At 60.7% G+C, this 19,683-nt stretch carries 18 protein-coding genes; 11 read left to right on the plus strand and 7 right to left on the minus strand.

All coding sequences use genetic code 11. The features are described 5' to 3' along the window. Positions 1-37: 37 nt before the first annotated feature. A complete protein-coding gene (locus INS80_RS11700) occupies positions 38-244 on the plus strand; it encodes a cold-shock protein (RefSeq protein ID WP_014875579.1) in 207 nt (68 codons plus the stop codon). A gap of 191 nt (positions 245-435) precedes the next feature. Here INS80_RS11700 and murJ read toward each other — a convergent pair whose 3' ends face one another. Genes murJ through INS80_RS11715 form a run of 3 tightly spaced genes read right to left on the minus strand, consistent with a single transcriptional unit; the run spans position 436 to position 5,988 of the window. After that, positions 436-2,031, minus strand: a complete 1,596-nt coding sequence (gene murJ, locus INS80_RS11705) for a murein biosynthesis integral membrane protein MurJ (protein ID WP_192965811.1) — start codon at positions 2,029-2,031, stop codon at positions 436-438. Then, positions 2,028-4,856: a [protein-PII] uridylyltransferase gene (locus tag INS80_RS11710; RefSeq protein ID WP_192965812.1), complete on the minus strand. Its 2,829-nt coding sequence runs from the start codon at positions 4,854-4,856 to the stop codon at positions 2,028-2,030. The genes murJ and INS80_RS11710 overlap by 4 nt, the downstream gene beginning before the upstream one ends. Beyond that, complete coding sequence (locus INS80_RS11715; RefSeq protein ID WP_192965813.1) at positions 4,816-5,988, minus strand: penicillin-binding protein activator; 1,173 nt, start codon at positions 5,986-5,988, stop codon at positions 4,816-4,818. The genes INS80_RS11710 and INS80_RS11715 overlap by 41 nt, the downstream gene beginning before the upstream one ends. Before the next feature lie 99 nt (positions 5,989-6,087). Here INS80_RS11715 and rsmI point away from each other — a divergent pair, with 99 nt between their 5' ends. The 4 genes from rsmI (at position 6,088) to INS80_RS11735 (ending at position 9,215) form a co-directional block, all read left to right on the plus strand. Then, complete coding sequence (rsmI, locus tag INS80_RS11720; RefSeq protein WP_192965814.1) at positions 6,088-6,948, plus strand: 16S rRNA (cytidine(1402)-2'-O)-methyltransferase; 861 nt, start codon at positions 6,088-6,090, stop codon at positions 6,946-6,948. Continuing rightward, positions 6,938-7,324, plus strand: a complete 387-nt coding sequence (locus INS80_RS11725) for a YraN family protein (RefSeq protein WP_192965815.1) — start codon at positions 6,938-6,940, stop codon at positions 7,322-7,324. The genes rsmI and INS80_RS11725 overlap by 11 nt, the downstream gene beginning before the upstream one ends. Before the next feature lie 71 nt (positions 7,325-7,395). Next, positions 7,396-8,331 carry a glutathione synthase gene (gene gshB, locus INS80_RS11730; protein WP_192965816.1) on the plus strand — a complete coding sequence of 312 codons (936 nt, stop codon included), beginning with the start codon at positions 7,396-7,398 and terminating at the stop codon, positions 8,329-8,331. An 80-nt stretch (positions 8,332-8,411) separates the two neighbouring features. Next, positions 8,412-9,215, plus strand: a complete 804-nt coding sequence (locus INS80_RS11735; protein WP_369411399.1) for an alpha/beta hydrolase — start codon at positions 8,412-8,414, stop codon at positions 9,213-9,215. Between the two features lie 13 nt (positions 9,216-9,228). Here the strand turns inward: INS80_RS11735 and INS80_RS11740 are convergent, their stop codons facing one another. The 4 genes from INS80_RS11740 to cobU all read right to left on the minus strand — a co-directional run bounded on the left by INS80_RS11740 (position 9,229) and on the right by cobU (position 12,690). After that, positions 9,229-10,731 (minus strand): YifB family Mg chelatase-like AAA ATPase, encoded by a 1,503-nt coding sequence (locus INS80_RS11740; RefSeq protein WP_192965818.1) that lies wholly within the window; start codon positions 10,729-10,731, stop codon positions 9,229-9,231. Positions 10,732-10,851: 120 nt separating this feature from the next. Beyond that, positions 10,852-11,535, minus strand: coding sequence for a glutathione S-transferase (locus INS80_RS11745; protein ID WP_192965819.1), 684 nt, complete (start codon positions 11,533-11,535; stop codon positions 10,852-10,854). A gap of 58 nt (positions 11,536-11,593) precedes the next feature. After that, a complete protein-coding gene (locus INS80_RS11750; RefSeq protein ID WP_192965820.1) occupies positions 11,594-12,172 on the minus strand; it encodes a histidine phosphatase family protein in 579 nt (192 codons plus the stop codon). Beyond that, positions 12,169-12,690, minus strand: a complete 522-nt coding sequence (cobU, locus tag INS80_RS11755; RefSeq protein ID WP_192965821.1) for a bifunctional adenosylcobinamide kinase/adenosylcobinamide-phosphate guanylyltransferase — start codon at positions 12,688-12,690, stop codon at positions 12,169-12,171. The genes INS80_RS11750 and cobU overlap by 4 nt, the downstream gene beginning before the upstream one ends. Before the next feature lie 262 nt (positions 12,691-12,952). On the opposite strand from cobU, the gene INS80_RS11760 reads away from it, so the two are divergent. The 6 genes from INS80_RS11760 (at position 12,953) to INS80_RS11785 (ending at position 19,663) form a co-directional block, all read left to right on the plus strand. Next, the gene (locus tag INS80_RS11760) at positions 12,953-13,831 is read left to right on the plus strand and encodes an RNA polymerase factor sigma-32 (protein WP_192965822.1); all 879 of its coding nucleotides are present in this window, start codon (positions 12,953-12,955) and stop codon (positions 13,829-13,831) included. Beyond that, on the plus strand, positions 13,828-14,691 hold the full coding sequence (locus INS80_RS11765) for a ChaN family lipoprotein (protein ID WP_192965823.1): 864 nt from the start codon (positions 13,828-13,830) through the stop codon (positions 14,689-14,691). The genes INS80_RS11760 and INS80_RS11765 overlap by 4 nt, the downstream gene beginning before the upstream one ends. Positions 14,692-14,776: 85 nt before the next feature. Continuing rightward, positions 14,777-15,973 (plus strand): bifunctional phosphopantothenoylcysteine decarboxylase/phosphopantothenate--cysteine ligase CoaBC, encoded by a 1,197-nt coding sequence (coaBC, locus tag INS80_RS11770; RefSeq protein WP_192965824.1) that lies wholly within the window; start codon positions 14,777-14,779, stop codon positions 15,971-15,973. Positions 15,974-16,021: 48 nt separating this feature from the next. Next, positions 16,022-16,477, plus strand: coding sequence for a dUTP diphosphatase (gene dut, locus INS80_RS11775; protein WP_192965825.1), 456 nt, complete (start codon positions 16,022-16,024; stop codon positions 16,475-16,477). Further along, positions 16,477-17,538, plus strand: a complete 1,062-nt coding sequence (locus INS80_RS11780) for a HesA/MoeB/ThiF family protein (RefSeq protein ID WP_192965826.1) — start codon at positions 16,477-16,479, stop codon at positions 17,536-17,538. The genes dut and INS80_RS11780 overlap by 1 nt, the downstream gene beginning before the upstream one ends. 109 nt (positions 17,539-17,647) lie before the next feature. Next, positions 17,648-19,663, plus strand: coding sequence for a M3 family metallopeptidase (locus tag INS80_RS11785; RefSeq protein WP_192965827.1), 2,016 nt, complete (start codon positions 17,648-17,650; stop codon positions 19,661-19,663). Positions 19,664-19,683 lie beyond the last annotated feature (20 nt).

The raw sequence follows: 19,683 nt of genomic DNA on the forward strand, positions 1-19,683 counted from the left end.
CGCACGTTGCGGGGGTAGTCTATACTGGAGATATCGGATGGCCAACGGCACCGTAAAATGGTTCAACGCAACTAAAGGCTACGGCTTTATCGAGCCCGAGTCCGGCGGAAAAGATGTGTTCGTACACATCTCTGCGGTTGAACGCTCGGGCCTCAACGGTTTGAACGACAACCAGAAAGTTTCCTATGAACTGGAAACTGGTCGCGACGGCAAGCAGTCCGCAGGTTCGCTGGAACTGCTGTAAGGTTGTTTGTCAGGCCTCTGTCTGACGCAAACTGACGAACAGAAATGATGACGGTGCTGTTGCTTCCCGAATCATGAAAGGCCGCCCGGTTTTGGGCGGCCTTTTCCTTTGCCGTGATGTTCCGCTTTACTGCGGCGCGTGAAAATCCGTTTCACCTGCGCGCGGCTCTTGGGCTGTCATGTCGGTGTACATCACTTTTGTTTCGGGCTGCGGCGAAGGGCAGTTTTGAACTCCGCTAACCTGAATGCTCCGATGACCTGTCCAATTGAAAAATAGCTGACGATGCCAGCCAGGACGAGAAGGGCGAGCGCGGGATAGCGGACACTGGCGCGGAACAACCAAGGCTCCATCAGCCATGCCAGCCCCCACAGGAGCACACCCATCGCGAGGGCGGCAAGGATGATCCGGCCGATGCGGCTATGAAAGCGGCTGTCGAAACGGGCGCTTTGCCCCATTCCTTTGCAGCCGGAGGCAAGCAGAAGCACCATCGCCCAGCCGGCAATCGTGGTGCCGAGTGCGGCGCCGATGAAACCAAAAAGATAGGCACAGAGGATGGCAGCCACCGCATTTACGGCCATGGCCACCAGCGCAAAACGAAATGGCGTTCGTGTGTCCTCACGAGCAAAATAAAGCGGTTGAAGCACTTTCTGCATGACAAAGGCGGGCAGGCCCAGCCCGTAGACCGCGACGGCAAAGGCCGTGGCCTGACTGTCATTGAAATCAAAGGCGCCGCGTTCGAACAGGACCGACACCAGTGGCAGTGGGATCACAACCAGAGCGACGGCCGACGGTATGGTGAGGGCAAGGGAGATCTCCGCCGCACGGCTTAGGGCGTTCTGAGAGCCTGCCTCATCCGCCGCGGCCAATCGGCGCGACAGATCCGGCAGCAGAACGATCCCTACGGCAATGCCAACCACGCCAAGCGGCAACTGATAAAGCCGATCCGCATAGCTGAGCCAGGCAATCGCGCCATCAAAGAAACTCGCAACCTGGCGTCCGACGAGCAGGTTGATCTGGACAACGCCGCCGGCCAACATTGCGGGCGCAGCTATGATGGCAAGGCGCCGCAGGTCCGGGGTGAGCCGCGGTCGTCGCGGCAACACCGTGAAACCAGCGCGCCGAGCTGCGATCCAGACCAGCCCCATCTGCGCAACACCGGCCAGCAGTGTCCCCCAGGCCAGGATGGTACCTTGCGACAGGCCCGCAAGGTCTGGATCGGACGGTTCCATCCCGGAGCCAAACGCACCCTTCTCCCCCAGCAGCAGCGCGCTGACGAGGATGATGTTCAAAAGTACGGGCGCAGCCGCCGCGGCTGCAAACCGGCCTGAAGCGTTGAGTACTCCGGATAGGAGGGCCGCCAGGGAGATGAACAGGATATAGGCGAAGGTGATGCGGCCGAAATCAACTGCCAGATCAAACCGCACATCGCCGCGAAATCCGCTGGCCATCGCCAGAACCAGCCACGGCATGACCAGTTGGGCAAACAGAGTGAAGACGATGAGAACAGTCGCAAGGCCAGAGAAGGCATCTCTGGCAAAGCCGAGCGGATCCTCCCCCTTTTGCAGCTTCTTCGAAAACAGAGGCACAAAGGCTGTGTTGAAGGCCCCTTCGGCAAAGAACCGGCGGAACATGTTGGGCAGACTGAAGGCCACGAGAAAAGCCTCGGCCACCGCGCCAGTGCCCAGGAAGCTTGCGATCATGATGTCACGCGCAAATCCCAGGACACGGCTGGCAAGAGTCCAGAAACCGACCGTCATGAAGCCGGAAATCAGTTTCACGGGCTTCATGAACCGGCCCGTTCGGCCCCGGCCGAGATGGCCTCTCGCAGTTTGCGTTCCAGAGTCTTCTGCTTTGACTCCGAATGATATTTCAATCCGAACATATCCTTGACGTAGAAGGTATCCACAACCTGTTCCCCATAGGTCGCTATCACGGCGTTGGCGATATAGACGTTTGCATCCGCCAGCGTGCGCGCCAGGTCATAAAGCAGTCCCGCCCGATCACGGGTGTCCACCTCGATGATGGTGTAGATTTCGGAGCCTTCGTTATCAAAGGTAATGTGGGTGGGAACGTTGAAGGCTTTTTCGCGCTTTTTGATCTTGTCGCGCGACACCAAAGCCTCGCGGGCAATGACTTCGCCTTTCAGGGTTTTCAGGATCATCTGGGTGAGACGCGGCAGGCGCGAGGCCTCAAATGGATGTCCTTCAGCGTCCTGAATCCAGAAGGCATCCGTTACATAGCCGTCCTTGGTGGTGTATGAGCGCGCATCGACCACATTGGCTCCGACCAGCGCGAGAGCGCCGACCACACGGGCAAAGATGCCGGGATGATCGGACATTGTAAAACAGGCGCGGGTGGCATCTCGATCTTCATCCGGGTGCAGGCGAATGATGACCTCTCCGGGATCGTCCTTCGCCTCGAGCTCTTGCAGCATCTCGGCAAAATCAACATGGGCGGTCACATGAAGGCCTTGCCAATACGGGGGATAGTGGCGTGAGGTTTCGCGTTTGAGGTCCGCTTTGCTCCATTCCGGCAAAGCTGCACGCAGCGCCTTTTTTGCGGCTGTGCCACGATGTTCGCGGCTGAGTGCCTCCATGCCGTCCTCAAGAGCGCGGCGGGTTTGGTTGTAAAGCGAGCGCAAAAGCGCTGCTTTCCAGTTGTTCCAGGTGTCCGGGCCGACGCCGCGGATGTCGCAGACGGTGAGCAGCAGCAAAAGATCCAGCCGTTTCACCGATTGTACGGCCTTGGCAAATCCGCGCACGGTGCGCGGATCGGCAATATCGCGTTTTTGCGCCATATCCGACATCAGCAGGTGATAGCGTACCAGCCACTCGACTGTTTCGCTGTCGGATTTGTTAAGCCCAAGGCGCGGGGCAACCTTGCGTGCGATCTGGGCGCCGAGGATCGAGTGATCCTGCTCACGGCCCTTGCCGATGTCATGCAGCAGCATGGCAATCATCAGCACCTTGCGGTTGATCCCGCTGCGCAACACCTCTGAAGAGACCGGCAGTTCCTCTTCCAGCTCCCCCCGCTCAATGGATGCGTAGTTTGAGATCACCTGGATCGTGTGCTCGTCCACCGTGTAGGAATGGTACATGTTGAACTGCATCATTGCCACGATGGGTTCAAACTCGGGCATGAAGGCAGAGAGCACTCCAAGTTCGTTCATACGACGCAGGGCGCGTTCGGGGTTGCCGTGTTTCAGCAATAGGTCAAGAAAAATCCGGTTGGCTTCCTTGTTGCCGCGCATCTCGTCGTCGATCAGATCCAGATTCGCAGTCACAAGGCGCATGGCGTCGGGATGGATCAGCATGCCTGTGCGCAGGGCTTCTTCGAAGATCCGCAAGAGATTCAACTTGTCTTCAAGAAAGCTCTCCGCATCTTCAACGTCCAACCGGTTGTTGACCACCTTGTAGCCTGGTTTGATCCGGGGGCGGCGGCGAAAGATCCGCTCCAAAAGCGGTTCGTTCTTTTGCTGGCTGGCTTCGAGTTTGGTGAGAAAAATCCGGGTGATGTCCCCGACCTGGGTCGCCTTGCGAAAATAGTCCTGCATGAAGATCTCGACCGCGCGGCGTCCGGCTTTGTCCTGATAGCCCATACGCTGGGCCACCTCGACCTGAAGATCAAAGGTCAACTGTTCGGTGGCACGGTTCGTCACCAGATGCAGGTGCGAGCGTACCGCCCAAAGAAAGCTTTCGGCCTCAGCAAAGAAGGCGAATTCATCTTCGCTGAACAGCCCAAGGGGGACCAGTTCTGCCACGTCCTGCACCTGGTACAGGTACTTGGCGATCCAGAACAGCGATTGCAGATCGCGCAGGCCGCCCTTGCCCTCTTTGACGTTTGGCTCGACCATGTAGCGTTCACCCTGTTTAAGGTGGCGTTGGTCTCGCTCTTCGAGCTTGGCCTCGATGAAGTCGCGGGCATCCTTGGAGAACAGATCGCTTTGCAGGCGGTCATCCAACTCTGCGGCAAGATCGGAGTCGCCCGACAGGAAGCGGTGTTCCAGCATGGCCGTGCGGATGGTGTAGTCTTCAGCGCCAAGGCGGATGCAATCCTTGATGGTGCGGCTGGAGTGGCCGACCTTGAGGCGAAGATCCCACAGGATGTAGAGCATGGATTCGATCACGCTCTCGGCCCAGGCGGTGATCTTGTAAGGAGTCAGAAACAGCAGATCCACGTCCGAAAAGGGCGCCATTTCGGCGCGACCGTAGCCGCCCACGGCCATGACCGCGATACGCTCGCCACGGGTCGGGTTGGAGAGTGGGTGCAACAGTTCGGTCGCCGCATAGAACGCGGTTGTTACCAACCCGTCCGTCAGATGACTGTATGATTGGGTCAGAGCGCGGGCAGAAAACGGAGACAGTGCAAAGGCGGACGCGATCGCTGCGCGTCCGTCCTTGTTGGCCTCTCGCAGTAGGCGCACGACCTCGGCCCTTAGCGCAGTTGCATCCATGGTTTTGGCAGCCTGCGACAATTGGTTGCGCAGTTTCTCTGCGTCAAAGATCTGCGTCGACGGGCAGATCAGCTCGTTCTTGATCGGGGGCAGAAGCCCTTGGGAGTTGGGGGCCGGATCAGAAACCGGCGCCGGAGAAGCTGCTTGGGGCTGGGTCAATGACGACCACCTTCTGTTCTTGGATTGTGGCGACGGCCAGGCCGCGCTCATTGGTGCCATCCGGACGCAGGCGGAAGATGCCGCCGGTGCCCTGGAAGCCTGCAGGCTGCGTCAGGGCCGCGCCGGTCAGTGCGTCGGTCTTTCCGGCGCTGACAAGCGCGCCAATGGCTGCGATCCCGTCATAGGCCAGACCACCGATCGAATGCGGTGTGCCGCCATAGGCCGCGCTGTAGCGTGACACGAATTGCTGGGATTTGGCCGGATCTGGCAGGGCGAACCAGCCACCTTGAACACCCGGCATCGCGAGGGTTTGGGACGGAATATCCCAGCGGGTCAGGCCAATGTATTGGTAGGTTTCCTTGTCGAGCCCTGCCTCCGGTAGGAGCTGGGTCAAGAGCGGCAGGGCGCCGGCTGTGGTTGCGGTCATGAAGATCGCAGTGGCGTTACTTGCGCGGGCGGTATCGCGGACCGGGCCAATTGCATCGATCACGCCCTTCTGGGACAGTTCATAGCCGATGGTGCCCGCGATGGTGGAGCCGCTGCGCGCAGCGGCTGCCTGAATGGCGCTGCTGCCGGCCTGACCGGCCGCATCATTGCCAGCAACGATCACGATGTTGTTTCGCCCCTGACGCGCCGCGTAAGAGGTCAGGCGCTGCGCCGTGTTGGCGAATGTTGCGCCAAGGATGAACACGTTCCCGCCCGCGATCGCGGTGTTGTTGGAAAAGGCGAGAACGTTCACATTGCGCTTTGCAGCCGCAACACCCGCTGCGTTTGCAGCTTCCGCATAGACAGGGCCAAGCAGGATTCTTGCGCCGTCATTGATCGCTTGGGTTGCGGCGTTGGCGGCCACGGTCGGATCACCGGCTGTGTCATAGACACGCAGATCAATCTGGACGCCTTTGAGGTCTCCGATCGCCAGCCGTGCGGCATTTTCCAGGCTTTGAGCAAGCACGCTGTCGCCCGCTTGCGTCGATCCTTTTGGCACCAGAAGGGCGACGGGAACGGGTTTTGAGGTGTTGATCGAAGGACCGCCGCCGGTGCTGACCGGGTTACAGGCGCCAAGCGCAAGTGCGGAAACTGCGGTGACAGCGGCCAAAGCCGCCTTGCGGGCCTGTCTAAAAACGGCGAACATAATGGACCTCTAAACTCCCCTGTTAGGGCGGCGGGCGCCCGTTGTCGTGGCCGAATTGAATTCGGGGGGATCATAAACGACCAAGAAGGCGGGTCCAGCGTGAATCATCAGATCGTCAAATTGTTGCCGGGGCTTCACTTTGTGGCAACGCCCATCGGGACCGCGCGCGACATTACCCTGCGCGCGCTGGATGTGCTGGCCTCGGCGGATGTGATCGCCGCCGAAGACACGCGATCCCTGCGCAAGCTGATGGAGATCCATGGCGTGCCGCTGAACGGTCGTCAGATCATCGCCTATCACGACCACAGCGGCGCAGGCGCCCGCGCGCGGCTGATGCAGGCGATGGAGGCGGGGCAGTCGGTCGCCTATGCCTCGGAAGCCGGGATGCCGCTGATTGCCGATCCGGGCTATGACCTCAGCCGTGCGGCCGCCGAAGCCGGACACAAGGTTACTGTGGCACCTGGACCGTCGGCGGCGCTGGCAGCGCTAACACTGGCGGGGCTGCCGACGGATGCCTTCTTCTTTGTGGGTTTCCTGCCCAATGCAACATCCGCCCGCCGCAAGCGCCTGGAAGAACTGCGGGCTGTGCCCGGCACGCTGATCTTCTACGAATCGCCCAAGCGCATCGCGGCCTCGGTTGCCGATATGGCAGCGGTTCTGGGGGACCGTCCGGCGGCGCTCTGTCGCGAGCTGACCAAAAAATTCGAAGAGGTGCGGCGCGGCTCTCTCAGCGACCTCGCCACTGGGTTGGATAACAACCCGGTCAAGGGCGAAATCGTGATGCTGGTGGACCGCGCGCGCGCAGAAGAGGTGAGTGAAGCCAACCTGGAGGAAGACCTGCGCGCCGCCTTGAAGGATAATTCGGTCAAGGATGCGGCCTCGATCGTGGCGGAAACCCATGGGTTGCCGCGGCGCAAGGTTTACCAGCTGGCGCTGCAACTGGCCAAGGATGCGGGCTGAAGCCTTGGCAGGGCGGCATCATCAAGGCCAGCGTGCCCACCTGGCCGGACAAGCCGCCGAAGTGGCCGCCGCCCGCGCCTATGAGGCCCGCGGCTATCAGGTGGCGATGCGCCGCTGGCGCGGTCCCGGTGGTGAGATCGACCTGATCCTGCGCAAGGGCGCGCTGGTGGTCTTTGCCGAGGTCAAACACAGCAGCACGTTTGAGGCCGCAGCCGCGCGCATCACTCCCGCCCAGATGCAGCGCATCATGACCAGTGCTGCGCATTTCCTTGATGGGGAACCACAGGGCCAGCTGACCGAAGCGCGCCTTGATGCCGTACTTGTGAACGGGGAAGGGGCGGTGGAGATCCTCGAAAATGCCTTTGGGCTGGGCTAGGCAGGCGTTGCTCTATTGATCCTTCGGGCCTGCTGGGCCATCTATTCGTCGAAACAAAAGGGATGCACTTCATGAAAATCGCCTTCCAGATGGACCCGATCATGGGCGTCGACATCAATGCCGACAGCAGCTTCCGCCTTGCAGAGGAAGCTCAGGCGCGCGGGCACGAGCTGTTCTATTACAGCCCCGATCACCTCGCCTATCAGGAAGGGCGCATCACCGCGCGCGGATATGACATGACCGTGCAGCGGGTGGCCGGAACCCCGGCTGTGCTGGGCGAGGAGCGCGAAGTGAATCTGGCCGATTTCGACGTCGTTTGGCTGCGTCAGGACCCGCCGTTTGACATGCACTATATTACCTCGACCCATCTGCTGGACCGGCTTAAGGGGCAGACCCTGGTGGTGAATGATCCCTTCTGGGTGCGAAACTACCCGGAAAAACTGCTGGTGCTGGATTTCCCTGATTTGACGCCGCCTACTGCGATTGCGCGCGACCTTGATACCATCAAGGCTTTCAAGGCCAAGCATGGCGATATCATCCTGAAACCCCTTTATGGCAACGGTGGCGCAGGTGTGTTCCGGCTCGATGCCAATGATCGCAACCTGACTTCGCTGCACGAACTTTTCACCGGGTTCAGCCGGGAGCCGCTGATTGTGCAAAAGTTCCTGCCTGATGTCAGCAATGGCGACAAACGCGTCATCCTGGTGGATGGCGAGGCCGTGGGCGCGATCAACCGTGTGCCCGCCGCGGGGGAGACACGCTCAAACATGCATGTGGGCGGGCGTCCCGAAAAGATCGGACTAACGGAACGCGACCTTGAGATCTGCGCCACCATCGGCCCACTTTTGAAGGAAAAAGGGCAGATCTTTGTCGGGATAGACGTGATCGGCGACTACCTGACCGAGATCAACGTGACCTCTCCCACCGGTATTCAGGAGCTAGAGGGTTTTGATGGTGTCAACATTGCCGGAAAGGTTTGGCAGGCCATCGAGGCCCGCTGTACTTGAGCTGGCAGCTCAAGGCACTGAACGCGTTCTTGCGTTTGGCTGCGCGGCCTCTTTTGGGCCACGTCCATAAGCCTGCGCCAATGCGCCGTGCTCTTGAGCGTCTCGCGCGCCTCCTTTTGCCTGTGCCGCCGCTTGTATGTCACCTTGTTGGCCAAGACGGTCTGCACCGCATCAGCAGAGGGACGCGCCGCACAAGGCGGATTATCCTTTATTTCCATGGCGGTGGCTATGTCGCCGGTAGCCCAGAAACCCACCTCGGTATGATTGGGCGACTTTCTGGGCTCGCCGGTGTAGAAGTCGCCGCTCCCAATTATCCGCTGGCACCGGAGTTTCATTTCCCCGCCGCTTTTGAGGATGCGTGCCAGGCTTGGGCGCGGCTCTCGGAGCTGGGATACCGGCCAACTGATATAGTCCTTGGCGGCGATTCCGCCGGTGGGGGGCTTGCCTTGGCGCTTTTGGGGCATTTGTGCCGGGTGGGCACCCCGCCTGCTGCGGCCTTTGCGCTGTCGCCATGGTGTGATCTGAGCCTTTCCGGGAACAGCCTGCACAGGAATGCAGGCTCCGACGTGTTGTTCCCGGCCCGCCGCATTGGTGAACTGGTGGATCTGATCCTGGGTGACGAAACAGACCGCTGCGATCCACGGTTGTCCCCACTGTTTGCGGATTTCCCGAACTATCCTCAGGTGTTGCTTCATTTTTCTGAGACCGAGATCCTGCAGGACGACAGTTGCCGCATGGCGCAGGTTTTGAGACAGGCGGGCGCTCAGGTTGTGACGCACACGCATCCCAATGCGCCGCATGTGTGGCATCTGTTCGACGGCTGGATTCCTGAGGCACGCGAGGCCCTGCGCGATGTGGCGCGGTTCATCAAGGTCCACCTATGACCCCGTCTGAGGCTTACCCGGCAATCCGAAAGGACAGTGCTTCTGCAATGTGATGGCGGGCGATACTGTCAGTGGCATCCAGATCGGCAATGGTACGCGCCACCCGCAAAACCCGATGATAGCCGCGGGCGGTTAGCGAGAACCGATCGGCGGCTTTGTGCAGCAAAGCGCGACTGTCTGCATCAAGGGGGGCGATCTCTTCCAATAATGCCCCCTCCGCGTCGGCATTGAGATGCACCTCGGGCAGATCCACGAACCTGTGCTCTTGCAGGTCACGGGCGGCAAAGACGCGCTGAGCCACCTCGTTGGAGCCTTCGCTGGCAGAGGCAAGATCTAGATCACTGTAGGGCACGGCCGGCACTTCAATGCGTAGATCAAAGCGATCCATCAACGGACCCGAAATGCGGCCCATGTAGTCTTCGGCGCAGATCGGCGCACGGGAGCAGGCGCGGGAGGGGTCCGCCAGATGCCCGCATTTGCAGGGGTTGGCGGCGGCCACCAGCATGAAACGGCTCGGATATTTCACATGAGCGTTGGCGCGGGCGACCATGACCTCGCCGGTTTCCAGAGGCTGGCGCAGGGTTTCTAATACGGGACGGGAGAATTCCGGCAACTCGTCCAGAAACAACACGCCATTGTGGGCAAGGCTGATTTCACCCGGCTGAGCACGCCGTCCTCCGCCCACTATGGCCGCCATCGATGCGGTATGGTGCGGCTCGCGGAATGGGCGGCTGCGGTTGATGCCGCCATCTTCGATCAAACCGCATAAGGACTGGATCATCGAAGTCTCTAAAGCCTCGCGCGGGGTAAGCGGCGGCAGGATCGTCGGCAGGCGCGCGGCCAGCATGGATTTGCCCGATCCGGGCGGGCCGACCATTAACAGGTGATGCCTTCCTGCGGCGGCAATCTCCAGCGCGCGTTTGGCGCGTTCCTGACCTTTCACGTCGCGCAGATCACGTGCGCCAAGAGCATCTGTGACCTCGCCCGCGACAGCCTCGGGGAGGGGCATCTTACCGGTGAAATGGCGCACCACATCCAGAAGGCTGGTCGCACCGATCACCCGCGCCGCATCGACCCAGGCGGCCTCGGCCCCCGACGCCTTTGGACAGAGCAGCAGGCGGTCTTCGCTCGCGGCGGTCATGGCGGCGGGCAGGGCGCCCAAAACGGGGATCAACGTGCCATCAAGGGAGAGTTCGCCAAGGGCGATGGTCTCGCTCGCCGTTTCGACCGGGATCACTTCTATGGCCGCCAAAAGCGCCAGTGCGATGGGCAGGTCGAAATGGCTGCCTTCCTTTGGCAGATCGGCGGGTGACAGGTTCACGGTGATCCGCTTTGACGGCAGCGCGATGGACATTGCCGCAAAGGCCGAGCGCACTCGTTCGCGTGCCTCGCTTACGGCCTTGTCTGGCAGGCCAACGATGGAAAAAGCAGGCAGCCCCGGTACCACGGCGCATTGCACTTCGACCGAGCGGGCCTCCACCCCTTGAAATGCGACTGTGTAGGCCCGCGAAATCATGCTGCGCTATCCCTCTGAATTGTCCAGTGAAAATACTAGCAATCGCGCGATCAGAGTCGCCTGAAAAGCACGCTAAGCGTGTGTTTTTGACGTTGGCTTCGCGGGCTTTGTGACTGTTTCCTAATCTAGGCTCCATGCGCGGCGTGGCAGGTCCAGCGCATAGGGTTCGGGGTCGTAAGTCACCTTGCGGGCCTGTTTTTGCCAGTGCAGAACGGCTGGATCGCACAAGAGCACGCGGCAATAGGCCCTTGTTTCGGGCGAAACAGGCAAATCATAGCCGATGATCCGTGCTGCGACCGGCGTGTAGAAGGCATCGGCAAGGCTGTAGTCACCGAAGAGCCAGCCATCATCCGCGCCTGATACCTTGCGGGCATGGGTGAACAGCACTTCAATCCGCGCCAGATCCCTGAGTACGGCATCAGAGGGCGTGAAGCCTTCCCAGATGTGACTGAGTTGCATGGCGCAATCGCCGCGCAGGGCGGAGAACCCACAGGCCATTTCAGCTACCAGCCAACGCGCGGTTGCCCGTGCGGCTGCATCCTTGGGCCACAGAGCTGCCTCCGGGTGCCGTTCGGCGAGAGTCTCGGCGATGGCAAGACTTTCGCCAATCACGATGCCTTCAGGCGTGCGCAGTGTCGGCACGAGGCGTGCGGGCGCCAGATCCGCGAGATCCTGCGCCATGGTTCCGGAATACAGCCCCACCATATGCACTACATGGGGAAGCGAAAATTTTTCAAGCATGAGCCAGCCGCGCAAGGACCAGCTGGAATACATGCGGTCACCGATAAAAAGATCATATGTCATGGGGACAGGCTATCGTGGTGCGGCGCGTTATCAAATCGATGGTTTGTGCGCGTCTCCATCACGGAAGGTGATTGATGCGCTCTGTATGCCAGCCATCGGTACGGTGGTGGATCTCGGTGAGCGACAGATTGTCGATCCGATGGGAAAAGGCCTCTTCCGCCGTCAGGGCCTCGGCACGCTGGATCTGGGTCAGGATCTGTCCAAAATGGCCCACGACAACCAGATTTCGCCCTCGGTGGGCTTCGATCAGGCTGTCGATGGCGCGATCAACGCGGGCGCAGACCTCATTCCAGCTTTCGCCGCCGGGAGGGCGCACATCTCCGGGGGTTTCCCAGTAGGCGCGGATGCGTTCGGGGTCCTCGGCATCGATGTCCTTCCAGGTTCGCAGTTCCCACGCTCCGAAGTGGATTTCGCGGAGGTCAGGCAGATGATGCAGCCTCGTGCGGCCCCGTGCGATGGCGTTTGCCGTCTCAGCGGCGCGGGACAGATCCGAGGAGACGACTAGCGCGTCATCTGGCAGAGCGGCGGAGAGCCGGTCGAGTGCAGCCGTATCAGACAGGTCAGCAGGCAGGTCCGACCAGCCAACCATGGATTTCGCATGGGTTGGACCGTGGCGCACCAGAAACAGGCGGGTCATGACAGGGTACCTTTCAGAACAAGAGGCAGACCGGCAGTCACCTGAACGACCCTTTCTGCGCGGGCCGCCAGAGCGATATTGAGCCGTCCTTGCGCTTCTCGGAACCTGCGGGCCAGGGCGTTCTCGGGCACGATCCCGAGACCGGTTTCGTTGGTAACAATCACGATATCCGCAGCGCATGCGTCAATGGCGGTCAACAGGCCTTCGGTTTCCGCTTCCAAGTCGTGCTCGGCCAGCAGGTGATTTGTCAGCCACATGGTGGCGCAGTCCATGAGGCAGATCTGGCCCTCCGAAAGCGTGTTGAGCACACTGACCGCGTCAAAGGGCTCTTCGTGTGTCATCCAATCCGGACCGCGCTGCACAAGGTGCTTGTGCACCTTTGCGCGCATCTCGTCATCAAACACCTGTGACGTGGCCCAGTACGCTCGCGGCTTGCCCGAGGAGATGCACAGTTTTTCGGCGAACGCCGACTTGCCCGATGCGGCTCCGCCGAGAATGAGTGTGACAGCTGCGGTCAAATTCCGTACCCTGTTTACAGAGGTTAAGTTTGGTTTTGCCTATCCGCTGGCCCAATTCAACACAAGCATTCCACTGCATGGTTTCTGAGCGCTTGTTTCGCGGATAACCGCGGTTTTCAGGAAGAAGCCATACTCGAAAGCGCGCAATCTGGGTCCGATTGACTGTTCGTCCAGAGAAGTGGGCAAAAAAAATTACCAGATAGAGTGATCCAATCTCGGGAGGGCTGCGTACACTCTACAAATCAGTTTCGAGGGGAGTATCATGGCACTTGACACGACCACTGAAAACCCGCTGCCAAGGCAGGCCATGAAGGCCGAGCTGCTGGACGCTGAAACAGAACTGAAGCTTGCCTATGCCTGGCGCGACGACCGGGATGAGGAGGCTCTGCATCGGCTCATCCATGCCTACATGCGGCTAGCGATATCCATGGCTGCCAAGTTCAAGCGCTACGGCGCGCCGATGAACGATCTCATCCAGGAGGCCGGTGTCGGCCTGATGAAGGCAGCGGACAAGTTTGATCCCGACCGGGGTGTGCGCTTTTCGACCTACGCGGTCTGGTGGATCAAGGCGTCCATCCAGGATTACGTTATGCGCAACTGGTCCATGGTACGCACAGGTTCCACCTCTTCGCAAAAATCGCTGTTCTTCAACATGCGCCGCGTTCAGGCGCAGTTGGAACGCGAGGCCAGTGCGGCTGGTATTGAACTGGACAAACACCAGTTGAACCAGCAGATCGCCACCGAGATCGGCGTGCCGTTGCGGGATGTCGAGATGATGGATGGGCGTTTGTCCGGCTCTGACTTCTCCCTGAACGCGGTCCAATCGTCTGACGATGAAGGGCGCGAATGGATTGAGGCGCTGGAAGACGATAGCGCTCAAGCGGCCGAACTGGTCGAGGAAGAGCATGATCGCCGCCAGTTGCGTGCCTGGCTCGTAGAGGCTTTGCAGGCGCTCAATGAGCGCGAACGCTTTATCATCACAGAACGCAAGCTGCGCGAAGAACCGCGTACTCTCGAAAGCTTGGGGTCCGAGCTGAATCTGTCCAAGGAACGTGTGCGCCAGCTGGAGGCCGCAGCCTTCCAGAAGATGCGAAAGACACTTGAAGGTTGCTCACGGGAAGTTCACAACTTTCTTTCATGAGAAAGTCGATTCTTTTTATCAGAAAAGCGGCCGTGGCATGTGCTGCGGCCGCACTCGTTTTCACAAGGGTAGCGGCTGCGGCAGATGCGGGCGCCGGACCTGAATTCGCGGTATCGCCGCAAGCCGCAGCCAGCCTTGCGAAGGGTGCCGATGTTGTGATTCTTGGTGAGGTTCACGACAACGCCAGACACCACCTCAATCAGGCTGAGATCCTGTCGCATATCGCGCCCCGCGCCGTAGTCTGGGAAATGATCACGCAAGAGCAGGCAGATGCGCTGACCTCGGACATTCTGGGCAGCGCTGAGGCTACGGCCAAGATCCTAGACTGGTCGTCGTCCGGCTGGCCTGCGTTTGATCTTTATGCTCCGGTCTTTGCTGCAGCGGCCCCCGCTGAGCAATATGGCGCTCTGGTGCCTCGCTCGGAGGCACGTTCAGCCCTGGAGCAGGGTGTCGCCGATTTTTTTGGCGCCCGTGCTGCGGCGTTCGGGCTGGATCAGCCCTTGCCGGACGCTGAACAATCCGCACGCGAGGCGGACCAGATGGCCAACCACTGCAATGCTATGCCGGAAGAGATGCTGCCCGTTCTCGTAGACTTTCAGCGTTTGCGTGATGCGGCTCTTGCTGCCGCCGCAGACCGGGCACTTAAAGAGACCGGAGGGCCGGTGGTGGTGATCACCGGCAACGGCCACGCGCGGCTTGACCGTGGGCTTGCAGTCTATTTGGCCAAAGCGCGACCTGGCGTTGATGTCTTGAGCCTTGGACAAAGCGAGGGCGGCGCGATCAGCGGCGATTTCGATCTGCTGCTTGATAGTCCGGCGGTAGAGCGCCCGGACCCCTGTCTCGCCTTCAAAAAAGGCTGATCGGAAAACCGTTTCACACTTGGCGCAGCCCGCAGTAAGGTCAGCGCCGGGACAAAATCCCCAGGTACGGGCGGAGGCGGTCAATATGCTGGCTGGCAAACATATTCTACTGATCATTGGTGGCGGCATCGCCGCTTACAAAGCCCTCGAGCTCATCCGACGCCTGCAGGATCAGGGCGCAAGCGTGGCCCCAGTGCTGACCCGCGCGGGAGAGGAATTCGTGACCCCTCTGTCCGTGTCGGCTCTGGCGGGCGCGCCCGTGCACCGCGATCTGTTCGATCTGACGTCAGAGGCCGAAATGGGCCATATTCAGCTATCGCGCAGCGCCGATCTGGTGGTTGTGGCCCCCGCCACGGCTGATCTGATGGCAAAAATGGCGCAGGGGCTGGCCAACGATCTGGCCTCAACCCTGTTGCTGGCGACCGATACGCCGGTGCTGATCGCGCCCGCGATGAATGTGCGCATGTGGGAGCATCCCGCGACGCAGCGCAATATCGAAGTGCTGAAAGGCGATGGTATCCGCTTTGTCGGCCCCAACGAAGGCGGCATGGCCTGCGGTGAGTTCGGCCCCGGCCGGATGGCCGAACCGGATGAGATCGTCAACGCCATTGCCGCGCAGTTTCGTAAAGGCCCCCTGACGGGCAAGAGGATCGTGGTGACCTCCGGTCCGACCCATGAGCCGATTGATCCGGTACGATACATCGCCAATCGCTCCTCGGGGGCGCAAGGGACTGCGGTGGCCCGTGCTCTGAGCGACTTGGGAGCGGAGGTGGTGTTCATCACGGGCCCGGCAACGGTCCGGCCCCCCGAAGGGGTTGAGATCGTGCCCGTGGAAAGCGCGCTTGAGATGCAGGCGGCGGTCGAGGCGGCCCTACCGGCCGATGCTGCGGTCTTTGCGGCGGCTGTGGCGGACTGGCGGGTGGCAAGCGCCTCGGACCGCAAACTCAAGAAAACGAAGGATGGGCTGCCCGCGCTGGAGTTCGCCGAGAACCCCGACATCCTCAAGACCGTATCGCACATGGAAAAACGTCGCCCCGGTCTGGTGGTCGGTTTTGCCGCCGAAACAAATGACGTTCTGGAAAACGCCACTGCGAAACGTTTGCGCAAGGGCTGCGACTGGATTGTTGCCAATGACGTTTCGCCTGCAACCGGTATCATGGGCGGCAGTGAAAACGCGGTTACACTGATCTCAGAAGACGGGGCCGAGGACTGGCCGCGCATGGGCAAGGACGAGGTCGCCCGCAAGCTGGCAGAGCGGATTTCCGCTGCGCTTGAGGGGTGAGCCGGTACTGGCCTTTTTGATCCAGAGTTTCCCCAGGAAGGAGCCACAATGGTCACTATCCGTATTAGCCGTGATGCGCAGGCAGATCCGGATCTGCCGTTGCCTTTCTATGAGACTGCAGGTGCTGCGGGGGCCGATCTGCGCGCGGACCTGGCGGATCGCACGCCCATTGTGCTGGAGCCGGGCGCCCGTGCCCTGGTGCCAACCGGGCTGAGGGTAGAGATCCCGGATGGTTATGAGATCCAGATCCGCCCGCGCTCGGGCCTTGCGCTGCAACATGGGATCACGCTGCCGAATACTCCCGGAACCATAGACAGTGATTATCGTGGGCCTTTAGGTGTCATCCTCCTAAATGCCGGACAGGAACCTTTCGAAATCGCCCATGGTGACCGGATTGCGCAGATGGTGATCGCACCGATACTGAAGGCGCGGTTTGAACTGGTGGAGGAACTGAGCGAGACGGTGCGTGGCAGTGGTGGTTTCGGCTCAACAGGGAGAAGCTGATGATTCTGGTTCTGGGGCTTGCGGGGCTGATCTGGTGGGGCGGCGGGCTGATGGGCCTTGAGCGCAAGTTGCGGTTGGCGCTTCTCGCCGTTCTCTTTCTCGCTATTCTTCTGTTGCAATTGACCTTGCCAGAAGGCGCACCCCTGCGTGTGGCCACGGGGGGATCGGCCCAGTCCTGGCTCATTCTTGGCGGCGTGGCCCTTCTGATAGGGGCCTACAGCTGGACCGTAGCGCGGCTGCGGGAACGGGCCGATGGGCAAGACGAGGGCGATCCTCAAACTGGCGCCAACCCGAAACCGGGCCGTTTTTCCGAAACGGAACTTAATCGCTATGCCCGTCATATCGTCCTGCGCGAATTGGGTGGGCCGGGGCAGAAGAAGCTGAAGAACGCAAAGGTTCTGGTCATCGGTGCCGGGGGGCTGGGGGCGCCCGCGCTGCAGTATCTGGCGGCGGCAGGTGTCGGCACCATCGGGGTTATCGACGACGATGTGGTGGAAAACGCCAACCTGCAGCGGCAGGTCATTCATCGGGACGAAGACATCGGCGTGCCCAAGGTGTTCTCGGCGCAGCGCGCAATGGAGGCGCAGAACCCGTTCGTCACCGTGCGCCCCTATCATCGCCGCCTGACCGATGACATCGCCGCAGATCTATTTGCCGAGTATGATATCATCTTGGATGGCACCGATAATTTCGAAAGCCGCTACCTGTCGAACCGCACCGCCGTGGCGCTTGGCAAGCCGCTGATCTCGGGCGCGCTGTCGCAGTGGGAGGGGCAGTTGTCTGTGTTCCACCCCAATCAGGGAGGCCCCTGCTACCAGTGCATCTTCCCCGAGGCCCCGGCGCCGGGGCTTGCGCCCAGTTGTTCAGAGGCAGGTGTGATCGGCCCACTGCCGGGGGTTGTGGGCGCGATGATGGCGGTGGAGACGATCAAACAGATCACCGGCGCCGGAGAGGTGCTGCGTGGGTCTATGTTGATCTACGATGCGCTTTACGGAGAAAGCCGCCGGATCGGCCTCAAACAGCGCCAGGATTGCCCGATTTGCGCAGGAGAGAGCGGCTGATTGCAAAGTTTTCTGCGCTTTTGATTGAATGATCCGGGGGATTGCGCGCGCGTCCTCTGGACGCTGCCGGGGCGTGGGCATAGCTTCTGATCCAAAGGAGGCTTTGCCCATGACCAACCCGCTTTTGTCCCACTGGGATACACCCTTTGAGATCGCACCTTTTGGCAGCATCTCGGATGAGGATTTTGCCCCGGCGCTGGAAGAGGCGCTTGCAGCGCACAATGCGCAGATCGAGGCGATCGCAACCAATCCTGAGCCGCCCACATTCGCCAATGTGATCGAAGCGTTAGAGACGCCCTGCCGCCCGCTGGAGCAGGTGCTGTCGGTCTTCTACACGGTGGCGGGGGCGGACAGTAATCCCAAACGACAAGAGCTGCAGCGGGCGTTCTCCCCGAAACTGGCCGCGCATTTCTCGGCCATCACGGCGAACAAGGCGCTTTATGCGCGGGTAAAGGCGGTCTGGGATAAGCGCGAGGATCTGGACCTTTCGGATGAACAGCAGCGGGTCTTGATGCTGACCCACCGCGGCTTCGTGCGCGGTGGTGCGGCGCTGGAAGGCGCCGATGATGCCCGCATGCAAGAGATCAAAGGCCGCCTTGCCAGCCTTGGTACCGAGTTCACCCAGAACCTTTTGGCGGATGAGCGCGAGTGGTTCATGGAACTCTCTGAGGAGGATCTGGAAGGGCTGCCCGAATTCGCCGTCGCAGCCGCCCGCGCTGCGGGTGAGGAAAAGGGCGCAAAGGGGCCGGTTGTGACCACTTCACGGTCGATTATCACGCCGTTTCTGAAGTTCTCGCCCCGCCGGGATCTGCGCGAAAAGGCGTTTCAAGCCTGGGCCGCGCGTGGGGCAAATGGTGGCAAGACCGACAACCGGGCAATCGCGGCCGAAATCCTTGCCTTGCGGGAAGAACGCGCCAAGCTATTGGGGTATCAGAATTTCGCTTCCTACAAGCTGGAAACCGAAATGGCCAAGACACCGGAGGCGGTGCGCGGCCTGTTGATGGATGTCTGGGGACCAGCCAAGGCGCGCGCGGATGAAGATGCAGCGGTGCTGACCGAAATGATGCAGGGGGATGGGATCAATGGCGATCTGGAACCCTGGGACTGGCACTACTATTCCGAGAAACGCCGCAAGATCGAACATGACCTCGACGAGGCGGAGCTGAAACCCTACCTGCAGCTGGACCGGATGATCGAAGCGTCATTCGCCTGCGCGAACCGCCTGTTCGGGCTGGAGTTCGCGCCGCTTGACGTGCCCCTGTATCACCCTGACTGCCGGGCCTGGGAAGTCACGCGGGGCGGCGAACATGTGGCGGTCTTCATCGGCGATTACTTCGCGCGGGGATCGAAACGTTCGGGCGCCTGGTGTTCGGCGATGCGCAGCCAGGCCAAATTCCCCGAAAAGCAGGCGCCGATCGTGATCAATGTCTGCAACTTTGCCAAGGGCGATCCGGCGCTTTTGTCCTATGACGATGCGCGCACTCTGTTCCACGAATTCGGCCATGCGCTGCACCAGATGCTATCGGATGTGACCTATGAGAGCATTTCCGGCACCTCGGTGGCGCGCGATTTCGTCGAATTGCCCTCGCAGCTATACGAACACTGGCTGGAAGTGCCCGAGGTGCTGAGCGAATTTGCCACCCACGCAGAAACCGGCGAGGCGATGCCCAAGGAGATGCTGGACAAGGTTCTGGGCGCCGCCACTTACGACATGGGCTTTCAGACGGTCGAATATGTGGCCTCGGCGCTGGTCGATCTGGCTTTCCATGATGGCGCGGCCCCAGCCGATCCGATGGCCAAACAGGCCGAGGTGCTGGCAGAAATCGGTATGCCCCATGCGATCATCATGCGGCACGCCACACCGCATTTCGCCCATGTGTTCTCCGGCGATGGCTACAGTTCGGGCTACTACAGCTACATGTGGTCCGAGGTGATGGATGCCGATGCCTTTGCCGCCTTTGAAGAGGCAGGCGGTGCCTTCGACCCCGAACGAGCCAAGGCGCTGGAGGCGCATATCCTGTCTTCTGGCGGCTCAAAGGATCCCGCGGAGCTGTACACGGCTTTCCGGGGGCGTCTGCCTGGAGTGGATGCGCTGCTGAAAGGGCGCGGTCTGGCTGCCAAGTAAGTCATGTTCGCCGGGGAGCG

The sequence above is a fragment of the Phycobacter azelaicus genome, assembly GCF_014884385.1.
In the GTDB taxonomy this organism is placed as follows: Bacteria; Pseudomonadota; Alphaproteobacteria; order Rhodobacterales; family Rhodobacteraceae; genus Phycobacter; species Phycobacter azelaicus.